18 protein-coding genes are annotated in these 17,394 nt (G+C 57.3%); 5 read left to right on the top strand and 13 right to left on the bottom strand.

Going from position 1 to position 17,394, the window contains the following annotated elements; genetic code table 11:
• Positions 1–67 precede the first annotated feature (67 nt).
• The 3 genes from ACR0L4_RS08185 (at position 68) to ACR0L4_RS08175 (ending at position 2,806) form a co-directional block, all read left to right on the top strand.
• Positions 68–829 carry a DUF6478 family protein gene (locus tag ACR0L4_RS08185; RefSeq protein WP_480512347.1) on the top strand — a complete coding sequence of 254 codons (762 nt, stop codon included), beginning with the start codon at positions 68–70 and terminating at the stop codon, positions 827–829.
• A 75-nt stretch (positions 830–904) separates the two neighbouring features.
• On the top strand, positions 905–1,201 hold the full coding sequence (locus ACR0L4_RS08180) for a hypothetical protein (RefSeq protein WP_480512037.1): 297 nt from the start codon (positions 905–907) through the stop codon (positions 1,199–1,201).
• A 78-nt stretch (positions 1,202–1,279) separates the two neighbouring features.
• Positions 1,280–2,806 carry an MFS transporter gene (locus ACR0L4_RS08175; RefSeq protein WP_480512035.1) on the top strand — a complete coding sequence of 509 codons (1,527 nt, stop codon included), beginning with the start codon at positions 1,280–1,282 and terminating at the stop codon, positions 2,804–2,806.
• Positions 2,807–2,837: 31 nt separating this feature from the next.
• On the opposite strand, the gene ACR0L4_RS08170 is transcribed toward ACR0L4_RS08175, so the two are convergent.
• From ACR0L4_RS08170 to ACR0L4_RS08145, 6 genes are all read right to left on the bottom strand, one after another.
• Positions 2,838–4,178, bottom strand: a complete 1,341-nt coding sequence (locus ACR0L4_RS08170; RefSeq protein WP_170749451.1) for a S41 family peptidase — start codon at positions 4,176–4,178, stop codon at positions 2,838–2,840.
• 6 nt (positions 4,179–4,184) lie between these two features.
• On the bottom strand, positions 4,185–5,315 hold the full coding sequence (locus tag ACR0L4_RS08165) for a murein hydrolase activator EnvC family protein (RefSeq protein ID WP_480512033.1): 1,131 nt from the start codon (positions 5,313–5,315) through the stop codon (positions 4,185–4,187).
• Complete coding sequence (gene gpmI, locus ACR0L4_RS08160; protein WP_480512031.1) at positions 5,312–6,826, bottom strand: 2,3-bisphosphoglycerate-independent phosphoglycerate mutase; 1,515 nt, start codon at positions 6,824–6,826, stop codon at positions 5,312–5,314. The genes ACR0L4_RS08165 and gpmI overlap by 4 nt, the downstream gene beginning before the upstream one ends.
• A gap of 309 nt (positions 6,827–7,135) precedes the next feature.
• On the bottom strand, positions 7,136–7,372 hold the full coding sequence (gene nqrM, locus ACR0L4_RS08155; protein WP_480512029.1) for a (Na+)-NQR maturation NqrM: 237 nt from the start codon (positions 7,370–7,372) through the stop codon (positions 7,136–7,138).
• 14 nt (positions 7,373–7,386) lie between these two features.
• Positions 7,387–8,412: an FAD:protein FMN transferase gene (locus ACR0L4_RS08150; protein ID WP_480512027.1), complete on the bottom strand. Its 1,026-nt coding sequence runs from the start codon at positions 8,410–8,412 to the stop codon at positions 7,387–7,389.
• Between the two features lie 66 nt (positions 8,413–8,478).
• Positions 8,479–8,664 (bottom strand): hypothetical protein, encoded by a 186-nt coding sequence (locus ACR0L4_RS08145; RefSeq protein WP_170749456.1) that lies wholly within the window; start codon positions 8,662–8,664, stop codon positions 8,479–8,481.
• 112 nt (positions 8,665–8,776) lie between these two features.
• On the opposite strand from ACR0L4_RS08145, the gene ACR0L4_RS08140 reads away from it, so the two are divergent.
• The gene (locus ACR0L4_RS08140) at positions 8,777–9,301 is read left to right on the top strand and encodes a CBS domain-containing protein (RefSeq protein WP_170749457.1); all 525 of its coding nucleotides are present in this window, start codon (positions 8,777–8,779) and stop codon (positions 9,299–9,301) included.
• A 42-nt stretch (positions 9,302–9,343) separates the two neighbouring features.
• Here ACR0L4_RS08140 and ACR0L4_RS08135 read toward each other — a convergent pair whose 3' ends face one another.
• Complete coding sequence (locus tag ACR0L4_RS08135) at positions 9,344–10,087, bottom strand: metallophosphoesterase (protein ID WP_480512025.1); 744 nt, start codon at positions 10,085–10,087, stop codon at positions 9,344–9,346.
• A 158-nt stretch (positions 10,088–10,245) separates the two neighbouring features.
• Here ACR0L4_RS08135 and ACR0L4_RS08130 point away from each other — a divergent pair, with 158 nt between their 5' ends.
• Positions 10,246–11,259 (top strand): NAD-dependent epimerase/dehydratase family protein, encoded by a 1,014-nt coding sequence (locus ACR0L4_RS08130; RefSeq protein ID WP_480512023.1) that lies wholly within the window; start codon positions 10,246–10,248, stop codon positions 11,257–11,259.
• A 66-nt stretch (positions 11,260–11,325) separates the two neighbouring features.
• On the opposite strand, the gene nqrF is transcribed toward ACR0L4_RS08130, so the two are convergent.
• The 6 genes from nqrF to ACR0L4_RS08100 are packed head-to-tail and all read right to left on the bottom strand — an operon-like array spanning position 11,326 to position 17,186.
• Positions 11,326–12,549, bottom strand: coding sequence for an NADH:ubiquinone reductase (Na(+)-transporting) subunit F (gene nqrF, locus ACR0L4_RS08125; protein WP_170749460.1), 1,224 nt, complete (start codon positions 12,547–12,549; stop codon positions 11,326–11,328).
• Between the two features lie 10 nt (positions 12,550–12,559).
• Positions 12,560–13,168 (bottom strand): NADH:ubiquinone reductase (Na(+)-transporting) subunit E, encoded by a 609-nt coding sequence (gene nqrE, locus ACR0L4_RS08120; protein ID WP_039526851.1) that lies wholly within the window; start codon positions 13,166–13,168, stop codon positions 12,560–12,562.
• Positions 13,168–13,821: an NADH:ubiquinone reductase (Na(+)-transporting) subunit D gene (locus tag ACR0L4_RS08115; RefSeq protein ID WP_480512020.1), complete on the bottom strand. Its 654-nt coding sequence runs from the start codon at positions 13,819–13,821 to the stop codon at positions 13,168–13,170. The genes nqrE and ACR0L4_RS08115 overlap by 1 nt, the downstream gene beginning before the upstream one ends.
• Positions 13,821–14,636, bottom strand: a complete 816-nt coding sequence (locus ACR0L4_RS08110; RefSeq protein ID WP_170749462.1) for a Na(+)-translocating NADH-quinone reductase subunit C — start codon at positions 14,634–14,636, stop codon at positions 13,821–13,823. Before ACR0L4_RS08110 ends, ACR0L4_RS08115 begins: the two co-directional genes overlap by 1 nt.
• Positions 14,629–15,837, bottom strand: a complete 1,209-nt coding sequence (locus ACR0L4_RS08105; RefSeq protein ID WP_170749463.1) for an NADH:ubiquinone reductase (Na(+)-transporting) subunit B — start codon at positions 15,835–15,837, stop codon at positions 14,629–14,631. The genes ACR0L4_RS08110 and ACR0L4_RS08105 overlap by 8 nt, the downstream gene beginning before the upstream one ends.
• Positions 15,838–15,842: 5 nt before the next feature.
• On the bottom strand, positions 15,843–17,186 hold the full coding sequence (locus ACR0L4_RS08100) for a Na(+)-translocating NADH-quinone reductase subunit A (protein WP_480512345.1): 1,344 nt from the start codon (positions 17,184–17,186) through the stop codon (positions 15,843–15,845).
• Positions 17,187–17,394: the final 208 nt, after the last annotated feature.

Here is a 17,394-nt window from a genome sequence, read left to right as displayed (position 1 = left end):
TTTGAAATCCGGGTTTGTCCCTCGTCCCTTCTTTGACTAAAGAGGTGCAACTTTGGACGATGGGACCATGGGCAGGATTCTGGATCGCTATTTTCACCGCACGGTTCTGGCACGCTGGCGCAAGGCCGCGCAATCGGCCACCGAAGCCCCCAAGGCACAGCTGCGCCGGCAGCGTGATCGCGCTCGGGCGTTGCGCGTGCATCTGACACATTTGATCCATACTGCGGACATGCGTCTCAGCGATCCGCAGATCGGATCGGCGCAATTTCCCAAACCGGTCGGAACAGATTGGAGCTGGCGTCCCGACCTCTGGCGGTGGCCGCTGGGCACACCCGGTCTCGCCTCACCCCAGCGCAAAGCGACAATCGATGATCAGGTGACGTTGTTTCATGATTGCCCGCAGGCCGAGATTGCCGTGCGGCAAAACCGGAACCGACGCCATAGTGATCTTGCGCCTTTCAGCTTGTCGGTTGAAGTTTTTGGCTTTGACGGCACCTTCCTGTCCCTTTCGATCGCATTGCCGATGGACGTGGCGCAGGACCTGACGCTCCAGCATCTGATCCGGCTGGACACACTGATCGACAGCGAGCAGACCACAGGCGTGTTTGCCCGCCTAAACATCAGAAGCGGACCCAATACCGAACAGGTGGTGCGGAAGTTGGATTTGTCACACTCCTCTCAAAGCGTGGATTTTGATCTGGCCCATCTGCCGTTGAACGAAAAGCGGATCGAAAGACTGTGGCTGGACCTGATCGTTGAACATCCCGGCATGAACAGCATTACATTGCGCGACCTGACATTCTGCCGTCGTCACCGTGCAGATTTGTGAGATACCCAGAACATGACTGAAGCGACACTAACGCAAACCCGGTTTGAAAATGGCCTCTGGCACGGGCATCTCCGCATGGATACCAGACCGGATATTCAGGTGCTTTATCGGGGTGAAACACTTGAGGATGTGACTCTGACCGCAGAGGAAGACGGCTGGACATTGACCGTCTCCGTTCCTGTCTCGGCCCTGTCGGATGGCGTACACAGCTTTGTCATCACCGAACGGGCGGAGCATCGGAAATTGGGCGATTTCACCATCATCGCGGGCACTCCGGCTGCCGATGACCTGCGCACCGAGATCGAGTTGCTGCGGGGGGAGCTGGATGTGCTGAAACGCGCATTTCGACGGATGTGTCGGGACGACGCCTAGAGTTCGCACCCGGGTTTTTCTGTCTTTTTGGCCGTTTCCATGCATCAATGAGGCATTCGCAACAGCCCGGATGCCACCATGGACCGAAATAGCATCGTCAAAGTCATCGCCCTGATGATCACGGGATTTGGCATTGGGATCGACTTTACCGGGGCATTGATGCTGGTTCCGGCCATCGAAAACAGCTTTGACGCCGATATCACCAGTACCCAGTGGGTTCTGAATATCTACGCGTTGTTCTTTGCCATGACGATGGTCGCAGGCGGGCGGCTTGGCGACATGTACGGTCATCGCAGGATCATGATCATCGGCCTGACGATCTTTCTGTTTGCCTCGGTGATGTGCTTTTTCGCCCCCAGTCTCGACTTTCTGGTCGGAGCACGGGCGTTGCAAGGGATCGGAGCCGGTTGCGTCTGGCCCTGCACACTGGCCTTCGGGGCAACCAAGGTTTCGAAACAGGAGCACCGTGCCCTTGTCATGGGCCTGATCCTGGCGGGCGTTACCTCTGGCAACGTCTTTGGTCCCATGATCAGCGGCTTGGCGGTGAGTTTTGGCGAATGGCGCTATTTCTTCCTCGCCAATGTGGTCTTTTCCTGCATCTCGATGACGTCCGCCTTGCTGCTGATGGAGCGGGAGACCCAGCACAAACAAGGCGAGCATATCGACTTTGCCGGTATGGGGATTCTGTCCTTTGCCGTTTTGTTGCTGCTTTACGGACTGGATGTGGGGGCGGATTGGGGCTGGTCTTCGGTCCCGCTATTGCTGCTGTTCTTTGTCAGCGCGGTTCTGTTCCTGTTGTTCCCAAGGATCGAGAAGCGCGTGAAAGAGCCGTTGCTGTTGCCGCAGATGATGCAAAACCGTGAGTTCCTCATCACACTCGGCTTGAACATGTTCAACGTCTCTGCCGCTTTTGTCGCCCTGCTATATTTCCCGCAATACATGCAAAAAGTGTTGGGTTGGTCGACGTTCCAATCGGCACTGGGGCTGGCCCCTTTGACAATTCTGCTGGCAGTCGGCTCGGTGGTCTCGGGCACTTTGTACAATGACTTTGGGCCCAAACGGCTGCTGTTCTGGGGCTATGTAGTGGCGACCCTTGGGTCCGCCAGCATCGTAATTCTGCCCAGCGGACTGGGGTATTTCCAGATTCTACCCGGCATGGCGATGATCGGTCTTGGGGCGACGCTGACAGTCGGCCCGTCCGGGACTGCAGCGGTCTGCGCAGTCAAACCCGAACGCGCCGGACTGGTTGGCGGCCTCAGTTTCATGACACATCTTGTTTACGGCGCCATATCTGTCGCCGTCGCGACGGCCATCATGTATGTTGCATCTCTGGCCAGCCTGCGGGACAAACTGGCCACAAGCGGCATATCCCTGACGGATGCAGAGCAGCGCACCATCAACGGCGGAACGCTCAGCACCGATTCAGCCAAGGCTGTCTTGGCCAAACTGAACCCGGATCAGGTCGAGACAGTCAAATCCGCCATCGCGGTCGCGTTTGACAGCGGCATGAGCATGGCGTTTGTCTTTTCCACGATTTCCGTATCCGTTGGCATCGTGCTTGCGTTGATGCTGGACGAAAGCAAGTTGCACAAGATCGAAAGCTGAAAAGGCCGCGACCTGCGCGGCCCTGCTTGCCTTATTGAGATGGTCCATCCGGATTGAAAGCCGATAGACCTTTGAGGATATCTATCGCATAGGCCATCTGATAATCTTCCTCCCGCAGTTCGGCAGTGGCTTCTGCCTTGGCACGGTCTTCTTCAATCTGGCGGATTTCATCTTCGCTGAGACTGTCATTGTTCAAACTGCCGCGCAGGTCCGCCTCAGACCGGGTTGGACGATCCGAGTCTTCCTCTTCAGAAGCAGGGGCCGGGCGAGGCTGTTCAACGATAATATCGGGGCTGACGCCCAGAGCCTGGATAGAACGGCCCGATGGGGTGTAATAGCGCGACGTCGTCAAGCGCATCGCCCCGTCGCCCCGCAGCGGCATCACAGTCTGAACCGAACCTTTGCCAAAACTTTTGGTGCCCACAACGATCGCCCGGCGGTGATCCTGCAACGCACCGGCCACAATTTCAGAAGCCGAAGCCGAGCCGCCGTTGATCAGCACGACGATAGGCTTGCCCTCGGCAAGATCGCCAGGGGTTGCGTTGAACCGCTCACCGTCTTCCGGGTTGCGACCACGGGTCGACACGATCTCACCTTCGTTCAGGAATGCGTCCGAAACCTTGATCGCCTGTGTCAGCAGGCCACCGGGGTTATTGCGCAGATCCAGTACGACGCCGTTGACCTTTTCGATGCCACCGGCATCTTCGATCTGTTCCTCCAGCCCGGCCTCAAGGTTTGGAAAGGTCTGGTCGTTAAAGGTTGTGACGCGAAGAACAACGCTTGTGCCTTCGGTTCGGGCGCGCACGGCGGTCAGTTTGATCGTGTCACGGATGATGGTCACGTCGAACGGATCGGGCTCGCCTTCACGCACGACGGTAATCACGATTTCCGAGCCAACTGGTCCGCGCATCAGATCGACTGCCTTGTCCAGGGTCAGACCCAGGATGCTTTCGCCGTCGACATGGGTGATGAAATCGCCCGCTTCAATCCCTGCTTCATCCGCTGGGGTATCATCGATAGGAGAAACCACTTTGACAAAGCCGTCTTCTTGCGTGACCTCAATACCCAGCCCGCCGAACTCACCCCGTGTTTGCACGCGCATCTGCTCGGCATCGTCCGGGGACAGGTAGCTGGAATGCGGGTCAAGCGATGTCAACATGCCGTCAATCGCCGCTTCGATCAGCTCTTCTGATTCGACCTCTTCGACATATTGCGCGCGAATACGCTCGAAAATGTCACCAAACAGGTCCAGCTGCTGATAAACGTCCGCTTTGTTTTCGGCCTCCTGCGCCAGTAGCGGCCCTGCGATCTGAGTGGTTGCGACTATGCCTGCCAGGGTTCCGGCCAAACCGGCCATTACAAATTTCTTCATACTCGTTTATCCATCCTTGCTGGTCCGAAACCACGATTCCGGGTCCACGGGGCTGTTGTCTTCTCTGACCTCTATATAGAGCGTTTCTGACCGTTCAGTTCCAGTGCCATCACCACTAGTTGACAAAATAGCGCCTATTTCAGGTGTTTCCCCCGGCATCAACCCGACCGGAGTGCCTTCGGGAATCACGCGTCCGATATCGCCATAGACTTCCTGCAGGCCGGAAAAGACGAATAACAGGCCGGGCTGCGGCTCCAGAATGATCAGGTTTCCCAAGTCCAGCAATGGGCCGCGATAGCGAATTGTTGCCGCCGTGGGCGAAGTCACCAAAGCGCGAGGTCGCGTACCCAGCACCACCCCCGGACGCGTCACGCCCGCCGCATCTGTTTCGCCCGCACGATGTAAAAGGACACCCTGGACCGGCAGTGGTACATTCCCTTTGCCACTGAGAATGCTGGCATCGGTAGACGCGATTTCCCCCTCCGAGATTTCAGACAGTCCGCTTGCGAACCCATCCAGCGTCTCGGTCGATGAGATCAGGATCGCTGTTTTGATCGGATCCTCGACGAAACGCTGAGGCAGATCCGTACGGTCGGCAATGGCCTCGCTCAGACGGGTACGGGCTGATTGCACACCGATCAGGCCCTCTGTCAGGGTCTCAGCCGCATCCTGCTGCAGCAGGCGCAAGGTCTGGACCTCTTGCAGGTCCTGCGCCAATGCGTCGGCCTTGGCATTCAGGCCCGGTGTAACCTCGGACAGCATCATGCCCGTGCGTGCGGCACCCAAGGGACCCGAGGGGTGCAACATCAGAACTGGCGGCGCGGTGGTTTCGATGGTCTGCAACACACCCAGCAACTGCGCCACATCCTTTTCCCGCACGCGCAGTTCGGCGGATAGCTGCGCCTCGCGCGTGGCGGCCATGCGCAAACCGTGACGCATGGCCGACAACCCTGCCTCATACGCCTGAATCGTTTGGGTCAAAGCACGCACCCTGTCCCGCGCGCTTTCGGCCTCGGCAAGAGAAATCGACGCTTGTTCCAGCATGTCTGCGGCTTCGAGCGCTGCCTGAGACGGGTTGGTCTGGGCCAGCCCCTGCCCCGCAAGGCACAGCGCAAAAACTGCGGTCAGAACTTTCATGACAACAGGCTTTCCCCGGTCATTTCAGGAGGTTTGGGCAATTCCATCAATTCCAACAAAGTTGGCGCAAGATCCGACAAACGCCCGTTGCGCAATGTTGCCCCTTTAGGACCACCAACCAAGGCCACAGGCACCGGGTTCAGCGTATGCGCGGTGTGCGGGCCGCCGGTATCCGGATCGACCATCACTTCGCAATTGCCGTGGTCAGCAGTTACGATCATGGCTCCGCCTGCCTTGTTCAATGCCGCAACGACCTGTGCCAAACCCTGATCCACCGCTTCACAGGCTTTGATCGCTGCGTCCAGATCACCTGTATGCCCGACCATATCCGGATTGGCATAGTTGGTGACAATCAAATCATAGCCCGCCTCAATCGCTTCAACGAATTTTGCGGTCACGTCGGCTGATGACATCTCGGGCTGCAAGTCATAGGTCGCAACTTTCGGCGATTTGGGCATATAGCGATCTTCATCGTCTTCTGGCACCTCCTTGCCGCCGTTCAGGAAGAAGGTCACGTGGGGGTACTTTTCGGTTTCGGCCAGTCGGAACTGACGCAGCCCCTGCTTGGCCACCCATTCGCCCAGAGTGTTCGTGATGGCGCGTTTGGGAAACACCGTGGTCATATAGGCGTTGTGGCCATCGGAATACTCGACCATCCCCAGCAAAGCCGACAACGCCGGACGCGAGCCAGTTTCGAACTCGGCAAAGCCCGGCTCGCCAATGGCGCGCAGGATTTCCCGTGCGCGGTCAGCGCGGAAATTCAGACAAAAGAACCCATCGCCATCTTTGACGCCCTCATAGCCGTCCAGCACGGTTGGCGCGATGAATTCATCTGTTTCCGACTTGTCGTAGGCCAAATCAACGGCCCGTTCTGCCGTGCTTGCCATACGCCCCTGCCCGTCAATCATGGCGCTGTACGCCGCTGACACGCGCTCCCACCGGTTGTCCCGATCCATGGCAAAGTAGCGCCCGCATACCGAGACTGTACGGGCACCTGCGGGCAGGCGATCCTCAAGCTCGGAGATGTAGCCAAGGGCAGATTTGGGGGCGACGTCGCGCCCATCAGTCACGGCGTGCAGCACCACAGGGACACCCGCGTCGGTGATCGCCTTGGCTGCCGCAATTATGTGGTTCACGTGGCCGTGTACCCCGCCGTCAGACGCCACGCCCATCAGGTGCGCCGTACCACCCGACGCTTTCACCTTGGCGATGAAGTCCTGCAGCGCTCCATTTTCGAAGAAGCTGCCATCTTCAATTGCAAGATCGATCTGGCCCAGATCCATGGCCACAATACGGCCCGCGCCAATATTGGTATGCCCTACCTCAGAATTGCCCATCTGCCCGCTAGGCAGGCCGACATCCGGGCCATGGGTAATCAGCGTCGCATGAGGCCCTTTCATGACCGCATCGAACGTGGGTGTTTTTGCAAGCAACGGCGCGTTGGCGCGGGTATCTTCGGACAATCCCCACCCATCAAGAATGCACAGGACTACAGGTTTGGGCGCGGCCATCTTGGTCTCCGGTAACTGCTCTTATGTGCTGTTCTATCTTCTGGCCGTCCAAGGGTGAACCGTCTTTGCGGCGTTTGCTGTAGATTTAATCATTTCACCACGACGGACAGACACCGGGCAATGCTGGGGGCTTGGTTAGGTCGACACACGACAACGCATACGAAGGGCCAGCTTGGATGGGGATAGCCAGACTGCCCAATATCAAGGGGAAGGGACCACATCCTCAGGCCAACATTGCGCACCAGCGCCCGCAACACGTAGTTCATCGACAGATCAAGAAAGGCAGTACCTGTACAAAATGACCGCAGCCTAAGCCTGACGGTCCATCTGTTCGAGCATCTTCTTGGCGCGCTTGCATTGCAGTTGATCGCGCAAAGGGCTGTTCGGATCGACATCTTTTTGACAGACAACGCATTTATCCGCGCCCGAGATCGCATTCAGACCACCACAGCTGCCCTTGATGGTCTTGCCCATCAACATCACGCCCAGCGACATGCCGACCATAACCAGGGCCAGAAGAATAAAGGCAAGAATGAAGGTGCTCATCTCAGATTTACCCGTCAGTTTGAGCCGAGCGCATCTTTGAACGCACTGCTGTGAACAGTAATATAGGCATCGTCGTCGCCTGTCACATCCCGCGAGATGAAATACACGGCAAGTTTATGCTGTTCGGCAAGTTCCAGCCCCTTTTCCTGACCCAGCGCCAACATCGCGGTCGCCCAGGCATCTGCCATCATCGCATTCTCGGCCAGCACAGTAACCGAGGTCGTGCGGTGCGTAATCGGCCGGCCTGTTGTGGGGTCAAGGATGTGCGAATAGCGCACGCCATCTTGTTCGAAAAAATTCTTGTAGTCCCCCGAACTGGCCATACCGCGATCCTCCAGCGGTACGATCAACTGTATGGTCTGGGAACCAGGTTCGGGCTTTTCGATACCGATCCGCCAGGGCTCGCCCTGATCGTTCTGACCCTTGGCAACCAGATCACCGCCGATCTCGACCAGATAGTTCTCGATACCCGCGTCCTGCAAAGCCTCGGCCAGCGCATCGATTCCATAGCCCTTGGCAATGGCAGACAAGTTGATCCCGACGCCGGGTGCGGATTTCGCCAGTGTTCCCGCCGAGCGATCCAGTTTCAAAAGCCGCGCCTGACCAACGCCACCCAATGCGGCCTCAATCTCGGCGTCAGTCGGCACAGGATCTTCAGGTTTGCGCGGTCCAAAGCCCCAAAGTTCGATCAACGGGCCGAGCGTGACATCAAAGGTTCCACCGGACTTTGAGTGTACGTCGTTGGCTGCAGACATGATCAACGCGAATTCTTCGGAAACGGGCATTGGATCGGTGCCTTGTGTCGCCGAAAAAACCGAGACCTCGGAATTCGGGTCCCAGTTCGACATCTTTGCGTTGACCTCGGTCAGGGTCGCTTCAACGGACACAGCCAAGGCGGCTTCATCCAAATCCTCGCCGATTGCGGTGATGTTGAAGGTTGTGCCCATCGTGTCACCAGACAGGCGCACCACGTCGGGCTCCTTTTCAAACAGGCAGCCGGTCAGCAGGATCGCAAGGGCCAGAGCAGGCAAAAGACGCATAGGTCGGTCTCCGGGAAAATCAGTGCCCGGCATATGCCAGCCACCCCAGCCAGAGTCAAACCGGCATCATAGTTTCAGCGGCAAAAAACCCAGTAGCAAAAGACCAATACCCGCCGGCAACCCGAACAGCCAGGCCCGTTTTTGCCACCCTTCGGGCTGCTGTTTCCACACCATGCGGAAATTGTGACCACACACAACCACGGCAAAGAAAATCAGCGCGGCTAGAGGTGGAGTTAAGTACAGATCGCTCACAGGACTGGCCTCTGGGTTTTCATGGATGCGGGCATTTGCACCCTATACAGGCCATTTAGCTGCGCTAAGGTGAAAGGGAAAGACTTTGCAAGAACCAAGAAGGAGATTGCCCATGGCCCCAAGCTCTTACCAAGCGCCGATGCGCGGCGACAAGGAAGACAAGACCACCTATAGCCAGTCGACAGGATCAAACCTGTCGCAGTCGCAAACGACCGTGGCCAAACTGCTTGAGGGCAAAGGGGACGCAGTATTTTCTGTGCGTCCGAATGAGACGGTTCATTCCGTTGTAAATATTCTGAAGGAAAAACGGATCGGGGCCGTTCTGGTGACAGATCAAAACGGCGCGTTGCAGGGGATTTTGTCCGAACGGGATATCGTGCGCCGGATGGCGGATACGCCCGGCCAGACTTTGCCCCAATCGGTCGAAGATCTGATGACGAAAGACGTGCAGTCCTGCGCGCCGGAAGACACGCTCAACGATGTGTTGAAAACGATGACCGAGGGTAAGTTCCGCCACATGCCGGTCCTGCGTGACGGCAACCTATGCGGTGTGATCACCATCGGCGACGTGGTGCATTTCCGCCTGAAGGAGTTGGAATACGAAGCCCTGCGCATGAAGCAAATGATCGTTGGCTGAGACAAATCAGTCGGCTCGGGTCAGTCCGGGCCGATAAACCAACTACTTGGTTGAGATAAACCGAAGACCACCGGGGGACAGGTCTGCAGCACTCAGCTGGCCGGTTGCAAAGGCACCCGTGTCAACAGAAATCACGCCGTCCTGCGCCTGGGGTTGATTGACGATTGTATGGCCATGGACAACCCATTGGCCATCACGTCGAGGTTGCTGGCGAAACTTGGGATGACCCCACAGACAGGTTTTCCGGTCCTGACGAGTAATGGGCTTCTTTGGGTCCAATGCGGCATGGACAACCGATACGTTCCCGCTGGTCCAGATCAATGGCCGTTCGGCCAGCCAGTCCAGCAAGCTCTGCCCCATCGCCTGCCGAAGCCGATCAGACAGCTCACCCTTGTCCGCCGTCAAATCCGTGATCCCAAAAGAAGCCAGCGTCTGAGCGCCCCCATTTCTCAGCCACATCGGACCCATTGTGAAAGGATCTTTGAGGAATTCCAGTAGCATCTCTTCGTGGTTGCCCATCAGGCAGGTGACGCGCCCGTTCGACGTGACGCTGAGATGCATCAGTTGCCGCAGCACCTGCGCGCTGTAGTCGCCGCGATCAATGTAGTCGCCGACAAAAACCCACGGGCTGCCGTCATCCAGCCGGGGCAAGAGCGCCTGCAAAAGATCAAGACGGCCATGCACATCCCCGATGACCAGACAACGCTCTTTTGGCGCAAGGTCCGTCTCATCGGCCCCGCGCATTCCGCTGTGTCCCAGAAGATCTTTGATCCAACTCTTTGCCATATAGAAGTCTCTACTCTGACCCGAAGCAGCGGACAATCGACAATCCGCTTTGGAACCAACGGTTGACCAACCCGGGCAGAACCTTGATAGGAAATTCGTGTACGTCCGGTTCACTCCGAGCACGTCCATTTGGCACTTGGCCAGAACCAGAGGGTTACATGAAGCGGGTTTTGATTACAGGTACGGCGGGTTTCATTGGATTTCACCTGGCACGGCTGCTGTTGTCAGAAGGGTTCCGGGTTCATGGCTATGATGGCATGACGGACTACTACGACGTCACACTCAAACAACGCCGCCACCAGCTCTTGATGCAAACACCCGGTTTCTCGGCGACCGAGGCCTTGCTGGAAGATCACGAACAGTTGATCAACGTCGCCGACCAGTTCCAACCCGAGGTGATTGTTCATTTGGCAGCGCAAGCCGGGGTCCGCTATAGCCTCGACCATCCCCGCAGTTATATAGACTCGAACGTTGTGGGCACTTTCAACGTCATGGAGGTCGCACGCGAACACAAGGTAGACCATCTGTTGATGGCCTCGACCTCTTCGATCTACGGCGCCAGCGAGGATATGCCGTTCACCGAAACCGACAAGGCGGACAATCAGCTCACGATCTATTCCGCCACCAAAAAAGCAAATGAGGCGATGGGGCATTCCTATGCCCATCTGTGGGATCTGCCCACGACCATGTTCCGGTTTTTTACCGTCTATGGCACCTGGGGCAGACCCGATCTGGCGTATTTCAAGTTCGTTGCTGCGATCCTGGATGGCCGCCCCATCGACATTTACAACCACGGCGATATGTACCGGGACTTCACACATGTTGAAGACCTTGTGCGCGGCATCAGACTGCTTGTCGATGTGCCTCCGGTTCGACCTGCCAGTGCAGATGACATCGAAGATGGAGACAGCCTGTCCCCGGTCGCCCCCTACCGGATTGTCAATATCGGCAATGGAGAAAAAGTCCGCCTGATGGACTTTATTGAAACGATTGAAGACGCGGTTGGGCAAAAGGCCATTCGAAACTACATGCCGATGCAATTGGGTGATGTTCCCGCCACCTGGGCCGATAACAGCCTTCTGCAGCGCCTAACCGGCTATACCCCGCAAACTGAATTCAAGGACGGTATCGTTCAGTTTGTCAGCTGGTACCGCGACTACTACGGGAAATAGGCTTCATTCCCGGTCGGGGCTTGGGTCAAAAAAAACCGGCGCTGTTTGCGCCGGTTTTCTTGTCTCTTACCCGCCAAAATCGTCGAGCATGATATCTTCGCGGTCCACGCCCAGGTCCAAAAGCATGTTGATGACCGACTGGTTCATGATTGGAGGACCACACATGTAGAACTCGCAGTCTTCGGGCGCGGGGTGGTTCTTGAGGTATTCCTCGTACAGAATGTTGTGAATAAAGCCGGTATAGCCTTTCCAGTCATCCTCGGGCTGTGCATCTGACAGCGCGACATGCCATTCGAAATTGTCGAACTCTTCGGCAAGCTTGTCGAAATCCTCGACAAAGAACATCTCTTTCTTCGACCGCGCACCGTACCAGAAGCTGATCTTGCGATCGCGGTTTTCCAGCCGCTTGAGCTGATCGAAGATATGGCTGCGCATGGGGGCCATGCCCGCACCACCGCCGATGAAGACCATCTCTTTTTGGGTGTCGCGGGCAAAAAACTCGCCAAACGGGCCCGAGATCGTGACCTTGTCACCCGGTTTCAGGTTGAAGATGTACGACGACATCTGACCCGCCGGGATACCCTCGGACCCCGGAGGCGGCGAGGCCACGCGGACGTTCAGCATGATCATGCCTTTTTCATCCGGGTAGTTGGCCATCGAATAGGCGCGTTCGATCGGTTCTGCGACTACAGATTCGTACTGCCACAGATTGAACTTGTCCCAATCCTCACGGTACTCGTCCTCGACGTCGAAATCAGTGTATTTCAACTGATGCGCGGGGGCCTCAATCTGGATATAGCCGCCAGCGCGGAAATTCACATCCTCGCCTTCCGGCAAATCCAGTGTCAGCGCCTTGATGAAGGTTGCAACGTTTTCGTTCGACCGGACGGTACATTCCCATTTCTTGACGCCAAAGACCTCTTCGGGAACTTCGATATCCATGTCCTGCTTGACCGCAACCTGACAGGACAAACGGTCGCCGCATGACGCTTCGCGTTTGGTAATGTGGCTTTCCTCGGTCGGCAGGATGGACCCGCCGCCAGAGTGAATGCGCACACGGCATTGCGCGCAGGTGCCACCACCGCCGCAGGCCGAGGGAACAAACAGTTTCTCTGCCGCGAGCGTCTGCAACAGTTTGCCACCCGCCGGAACCGAAATGGTCTTTTCGCCATTGATGGTTATGTTGACGTTCCCGGTCGAAACCAGCTTGGATCGCGCGGCCATGATGATGGCCACCAGACCCAGAACGATAGCGGTGAAAAGGGCTACACCTAAGCCAAAGGTTTCCATTCCGCCCTCCTTACAGTTTCACGCCCGAGAAGGACATGAAGGCCATGGCCATCAGTCCCGCGGTGATGAAGGTGATGCCCAGACCCTGAAGACCGTCGGGAATGTCCGAGTATTTCAGTTTCTCCCGAACACCTGCCATTGCAGTGATCGCCAGCGCCCAGCCAAAACCCGAGGACAGGCCGTAGGTCGTTGCCTCTGCAAAGTTGTAGTCGCGTTCCACCATGAACAGCGAGCCACCCAGAATGGCGCAGTTCACCGTGATCAGCGGCAGGAAGATCCCCAGCGCGTTGTAGAGCGGCGGGAAATACTTATCGAGCACCATCTCAAGGATTTGCACCATTGCCGCGATCACGCCGATATACGAGATCAGGCCGAGGAAGGTCAGGTCCACATCCGGGAACCCGGCCCAGGCCAGCGCGCCGGGCTTGAGCAAATAGTTCAAAAGCAGGTTGTTGGCAGGCACGGTGATGGCCTGCACGACCATGACCGAAATCCCCAGACCCAGCGCGGTCGAGATCTTCTTGGACACGGCGATGAAAGTACACATCCCCAGAAAAAAGCTGAGCGCAAGGTTTTCGACAAAGATGGCCTTTACGGCCAGAGAGATCAGACCTTCCATCAGTGGGCCTCTACCTGCTGAATTTTGTATTCACGCTCTTCCACCTGGTTCGGCTTCCATGTGCGGAAGGCCCAGATGATCAGACCGATGATGAAGAACGCCGAAGGCGGCAACAGCAGCATGCCGTTGGGCACGTACCAGCCACCATTGTTGACGGTCTCCAGAATGGTGACACCGAAGAGCGACCCGGCGCCAAACAGCTCACGAATGAAGCCGACCAGCAGCAGGATCAGGCCATAGCCCATGCCGTTGCCTGCCCCGTCGATGAAAGAGGCGACGGGCGGGTTCTTCATTGCAAATGCCTCGGCCCGGCCCATCACGATACAGTTGGTGATAATCAGACCCACAAAGACCGACAGGGTTTTTGAAATCTCAAACGCATAGGCCTTGAGAATCTGGTCCACCAGGATCACCAGCGAGGCGATGATGACCATCTGCACGATGATCCGGATCGAACCGGGGATCTGGTTGCGCAGACAGGAAATGAAGAAAGACGAGAACGACGTCACAAAGATCACCGCCAGCGCCATCACGGCCGACACCTGCAGCGACGACGTCACCGCAAGGGCGGAACAAATGCCCAGCACTTGCAGCGTGATCGGATTGTTGTCGACAAGCGGGTCGACCAGCATCTCTTTCTTAGTCTGTGACATCAGATCTCTCCTGCTTGCATCTTGGCCAGAAACGGCCCGTAGCCGGCATCACCCATCCAGAACCGCACGAGGTTGTCGACACCGACCGAGGTCAGCGTGGCACCGGCCAGCGCATCGACATAGAAATCCGGCCCGGCGGCAGGTTGCGATTTCGCAACGGTGATCTGAATTTCACCGGAATCGTCGCGCAGCCTTTTGCCGCTCCACAACGCGCGCCAGCGCGGGTTGTCGATTTCGGCCCCCAGACCTGGGGTTTCACCATGCTGATAGAACTGCAGGCCGTAGATATCGTTGCCATTGTTTTCCAGTGCGATGAATCCATACATCGTCGACCACAAACCATAGCCGTGCAGCGGCAGAATGGCCTTGTCCAACCCGCCCGCATCATCGCGGAGCAGATAAACAACGCGATACTGTGCCTGACGCCCGATCCCCGCCGGATCGTCATCCAGCGCTATACTCAGATCGGGATCAGAGGCGGCGGCCTGATCGTCGAACGTGGTGGGGTCAAACCGGTCATCGACAAAATTGCCCGTCGACAGTTCCAACACATGCGGCTCGAACGCTGCGAAAGCTTCGGTCACGTCAATGCCAGGTTCGTAAATCCCTGCGACCTGCAGGACGTTGATCTGTTTGTCCTTCAGCTGGTTTGCTTCTTGCACCGGCCGCAGGCTAACGGCTGCAGAGGAGACCACCATCGAAGCCACCAGACAAACGGCCACTGCGACGAAAATCGTCTTGCCAACGGAATCCGGCGAAGCTGCCAGGAATTTGGCCAGCGCGCCTTTTGGTTCAGGGGATTGCGTTTCAGACATGGCGACGCGTCCTCCGTTTGATGTTGGCTTGCACGACGAAATAATCGATCAGCGGTGCAAAGACGTTGCCGAACAGGATGGCCAGCATCATGCCTTCGGGGAATGCCGGGTTGATGACACGGATCATCACAACCATGACACCGATGAGCGCGCCATAGATGTAGCGGCCCATGTTGGTGTGGCTGGCCGAAACCGGCTCGGTCACCATGAAGGCCAGACCAAAGGCATAACCACCGATCACAACATGCCAGTACCACGGCATAGCGAACATCGGGTTCGTGTCCGACCCGATCAGGTTCAGCAGCAGCGTGAAGCCGATTGTGCCTGCCAGACAGCCAACAATCAGGCGATAGTTCGCAATCCGCGTTGCAAGCAGGAAGGCCAGACCGATCATACACGCAAGCGTGGACGTCTCACCAAAGCTACCTTGAATCGAGCCAAAGAACGCGTTCCACCAGCTAATGCCGTCGGCAGCCAGCGCCTGATAGCCCTGCGAGGCGGAAACGGACAATGCCGTTGCGCCCGAAAAGCCGTCGACCGGTGTCCAGACGGTGTCACCCGACATGCTGGCCGGATAGGCAAAGTACAAAAACGCACGGCCCACCAGAGCAGGGTTGAGGAAGTTTTTGCCGGTACCGCCAAAGACCTCCTTGCCGATCACCACACCAAAGATGATGCCCAATGCGACCTGCCACAAGGGCGCCGTTGCCGGCATGATCAGCGTGTAAAGCATTGAAGTGACAAGGAAGCCTTCGTTTACTTCGTGCCCGCGCACGGTTGCAAAGATGACCTCAAAAATACCACCCGCGACCAGGGTCACGATATAGATCGGCAAGAAGTACATCAGCCCGTGCATGACGTTTGCAAAGATGCTGCTTGGGTCCAGAGAAATCCCGAACATTTGCAGGATCGCAATCCGCCATCCGGTTGCCGAGTCAGGCCCCAGCACCGCAATGGCTGAATTCGCCTGATATCCGGTATTGTACATCCCCCACAGAATACAGGGGATCGTCGCGATCACGACGTAGGTCATGATCCTCTTCATATCGATATACGACCGCGCATGCGGTGCGACAGTGGTCACGGTTTTCGGAGTGTAGATAAAGCTTTCGACCATCTCGTAGATGGGGAAATACTTCTCGTACTTGCCGCCCTTGGTAAAGTTCGGTTCGATCCGATCAAAGAAGCTGCGCAAACCCATGTGGCTCAGCCCTCCTTTTCAATCTTTGCAAGGCAGTCGCGCAGCGCCAGCCCATATTCATATTTCGCCGGACAGGCAAAACCCACAAGGCCCAGATCCTCTTCGTCCAGCTCCAAAGCACCCAAGGCCTGCGCGGTGTCCGTATCCATCACCAAAAGCGCGCGCAGCAACTGCGTTGGCAGGTAATCTTGCGGCATCAGACGCTCGAACACACCGGTTGGCACCATTGCGCGACGGCCACCATTCAGGTTGCTGGTCAGCTTGAACAGTTTGCTTGTCAGCGCCGAACCCAGCACGGGCTGGACAGAGTATTTCGACGGCATCGGACGAATCCAGCCCATTGGGATTTGGTCATGATCTTCGCGAATGACGCAAATCTGGCGCGCAAACCGACCCAGAAAGGCGGTGGGGCCTTCGGCCTGTGTGCCAGACAGGATCGAGCCCGAAATGATCCGGGGCGTGCCATCCACATCGATCTCGTCGCGGGTCAGTTCGTCGGTAGACGCGCCCATGACCGTCCGGATCAGACGCGGCTGACGCGCGCCCGGACCGCTCAGCGCGATGACGATATTGGGATCCAGATGCCCGGTCTGCATCAGGCGGCCAATGGCGATTACGTCCTGATACCCGATGGTCCAGACCTGTCTATCCCCTGCCAGAGGTTCGAGGAAGTGAATATGCGTTCCGGCCAGACCAGCGGGGTGCGGGCCAGAGAAAGATGCCACCTCGACCCCCTGTACATCCGCGCCTTGAACGGAATCGCCATCCTTGTGACACAGATAGGTATTGCCTTCGGTCAATTTGGAGACCGCAGCCAGACCAGCCGCGAAGGCCTCACCCGCGTCCGCAATGACAACGGCGGCATCGGCCGCAAGCGGCTCCGAATCCATCGCTGTCACGAAGATGGCTGTTGGCTTTGTCCCCGGAACGGGCATCTTGGAATAGGGCCGAGTGCGGAACGCAGTCCAAAGACCCGCAGCACACAGTTTCTCGGTCACGCCATCGGCGCTGTCCGCATGACCTACACCCGAAAAGTCCACGCCTGCGTCATTGGAATCCGAAACCTCGATCACGACGCTCTGCAACACGCGACGCGCGCCCCGGTTGATGGCGACAACCTTGCCCGTCAATGGGGCAACCATCATCGCCTCGGGCGCATCCTTGTGACAAAACAGCGGCGTACCGCGTTGAACGGCATCGCCTCCCTGTACCAGCATCCGCGGTTTCAGGCCAAGGTAGTCTCCGCCCAACGCAGCCACGTGTGAGAATTCTGGCCCTGGATGGATCGTTTGATCCGGGGCGCCCTCAACCGGCAGTTCCAGCCCTTTTTTAAGTTTGAAAGTTTGCATCTCGCTACGGTCTTCCAAGCCTCTTTCCTGCGCCAGCCATCGCCAGCCTACCTGTGGCGGCATGCGATAGCGCGGATGAAAGACTGGCAGATGCGCAAACGCGCCATATACCGGCCGGAATCCGCAGGCGTATATCCGATCACGGACCCTTTACGCGCCGACGCCCAGAAACGCAAACCTGTTACGTCCGAATTTACCCTGAGTTGGC

This window comes from Ruegeria sp. AB5 (assembly GCF_056542645.1).
Note: the sequence above shows the minus strand (reverse complement) of the source record. Positions and strands in the feature narration are given on the sequence as shown.

Coding starts and splice junctions, on each gene's coding strand:
- ACR0L4_RS08165 (WP_480512033.1), bottom strand. CDS start 5,315: ATGAAAGTTCTGACCGCAGTTTTTGCGCTGTGCCTTGCGGGGCAGGGG.
- ACR0L4_RS08110 (WP_170749462.1), bottom strand. CDS start 14,636: ATGTCTGAAACGCAATCCCCTGAACCAAAAGGCGCGCTGGCCAAATTC.
- ACR0L4_RS08175 (WP_480512035.1), top strand. CDS start 1,280: ATGGACCGAAATAGCATCGTCAAAGTCATCGCCCTGATGATCACGGGA.
- ACR0L4_RS08130 (WP_480512023.1), top strand. CDS start 10,246: ATGAAGCGGGTTTTGATTACAGGTACGGCGGGTTTCATTGGATTTCAC.
- ACR0L4_RS08185 (WP_480512347.1), top strand. CDS start 68: ATGGGCAGGATTCTGGATCGCTATTTTCACCGCACGGTTCTGGCACGC.
- ACR0L4_RS08180 (WP_480512037.1), top strand. CDS start 905: ATGGATACCAGACCGGATATTCAGGTGCTTTATCGGGGTGAAACACTT.
- nqrE (WP_039526851.1), bottom strand. CDS start 13,168: ATGGAAGGTCTGATCTCTCTGGCCGTAAAGGCCATCTTTGTCGAAAAC.
- ACR0L4_RS08105 (WP_170749463.1), bottom strand. CDS start 15,837: ATGGGTTTGCGCAGCTTCTTTGATCGGATCGAACCGAACTTTACCAAG.
- ACR0L4_RS08100 (WP_480512345.1), bottom strand. CDS start 17,186: ATGCAAACTTTCAAACTTAAAAAAGGGCTGGAACTGCCGGTTGAGGGC.
- gpmI (WP_480512031.1), bottom strand. CDS start 6,826: ATGGCCGCGCCCAAACCTGTAGTCCTGTGCATTCTTGATGGGTGGGGA.
- ACR0L4_RS08150 (WP_480512027.1), bottom strand. CDS start 8,412: ATGCGTCTTTTGCCTGCTCTGGCCCTTGCGATCCTGCTGACCGGCTGC.
- nqrM (WP_480512029.1), bottom strand. CDS start 7,372: ATGAGCACCTTCATTCTTGCCTTTATTCTTCTGGCCCTGGTTATGGTC.
- nqrF (WP_170749460.1), bottom strand. CDS start 12,549: ATGGAAACCTTTGGCTTAGGTGTAGCCCTTTTCACCGCTATCGTTCTG.
- ACR0L4_RS08135 (WP_480512025.1), bottom strand. CDS start 10,087: ATGGCAAAGAGTTGGATCAAAGATCTTCTGGGACACAGCGGAATGCGC.
- ACR0L4_RS08140 (WP_170749457.1), top strand. CDS start 8,777: ATGGCCCCAAGCTCTTACCAAGCGCCGATGCGCGGCGACAAGGAAGAC.
- ACR0L4_RS08115 (WP_480512020.1), bottom strand. CDS start 13,821: ATGTCACAGACTAAGAAAGAGATGCTGGTCGACCCGCTTGTCGACAAC.
- ACR0L4_RS08170 (WP_170749451.1), bottom strand. CDS start 4,178: ATGAAGAAATTTGTAATGGCCGGTTTGGCCGGAACCCTGGCAGGCATA.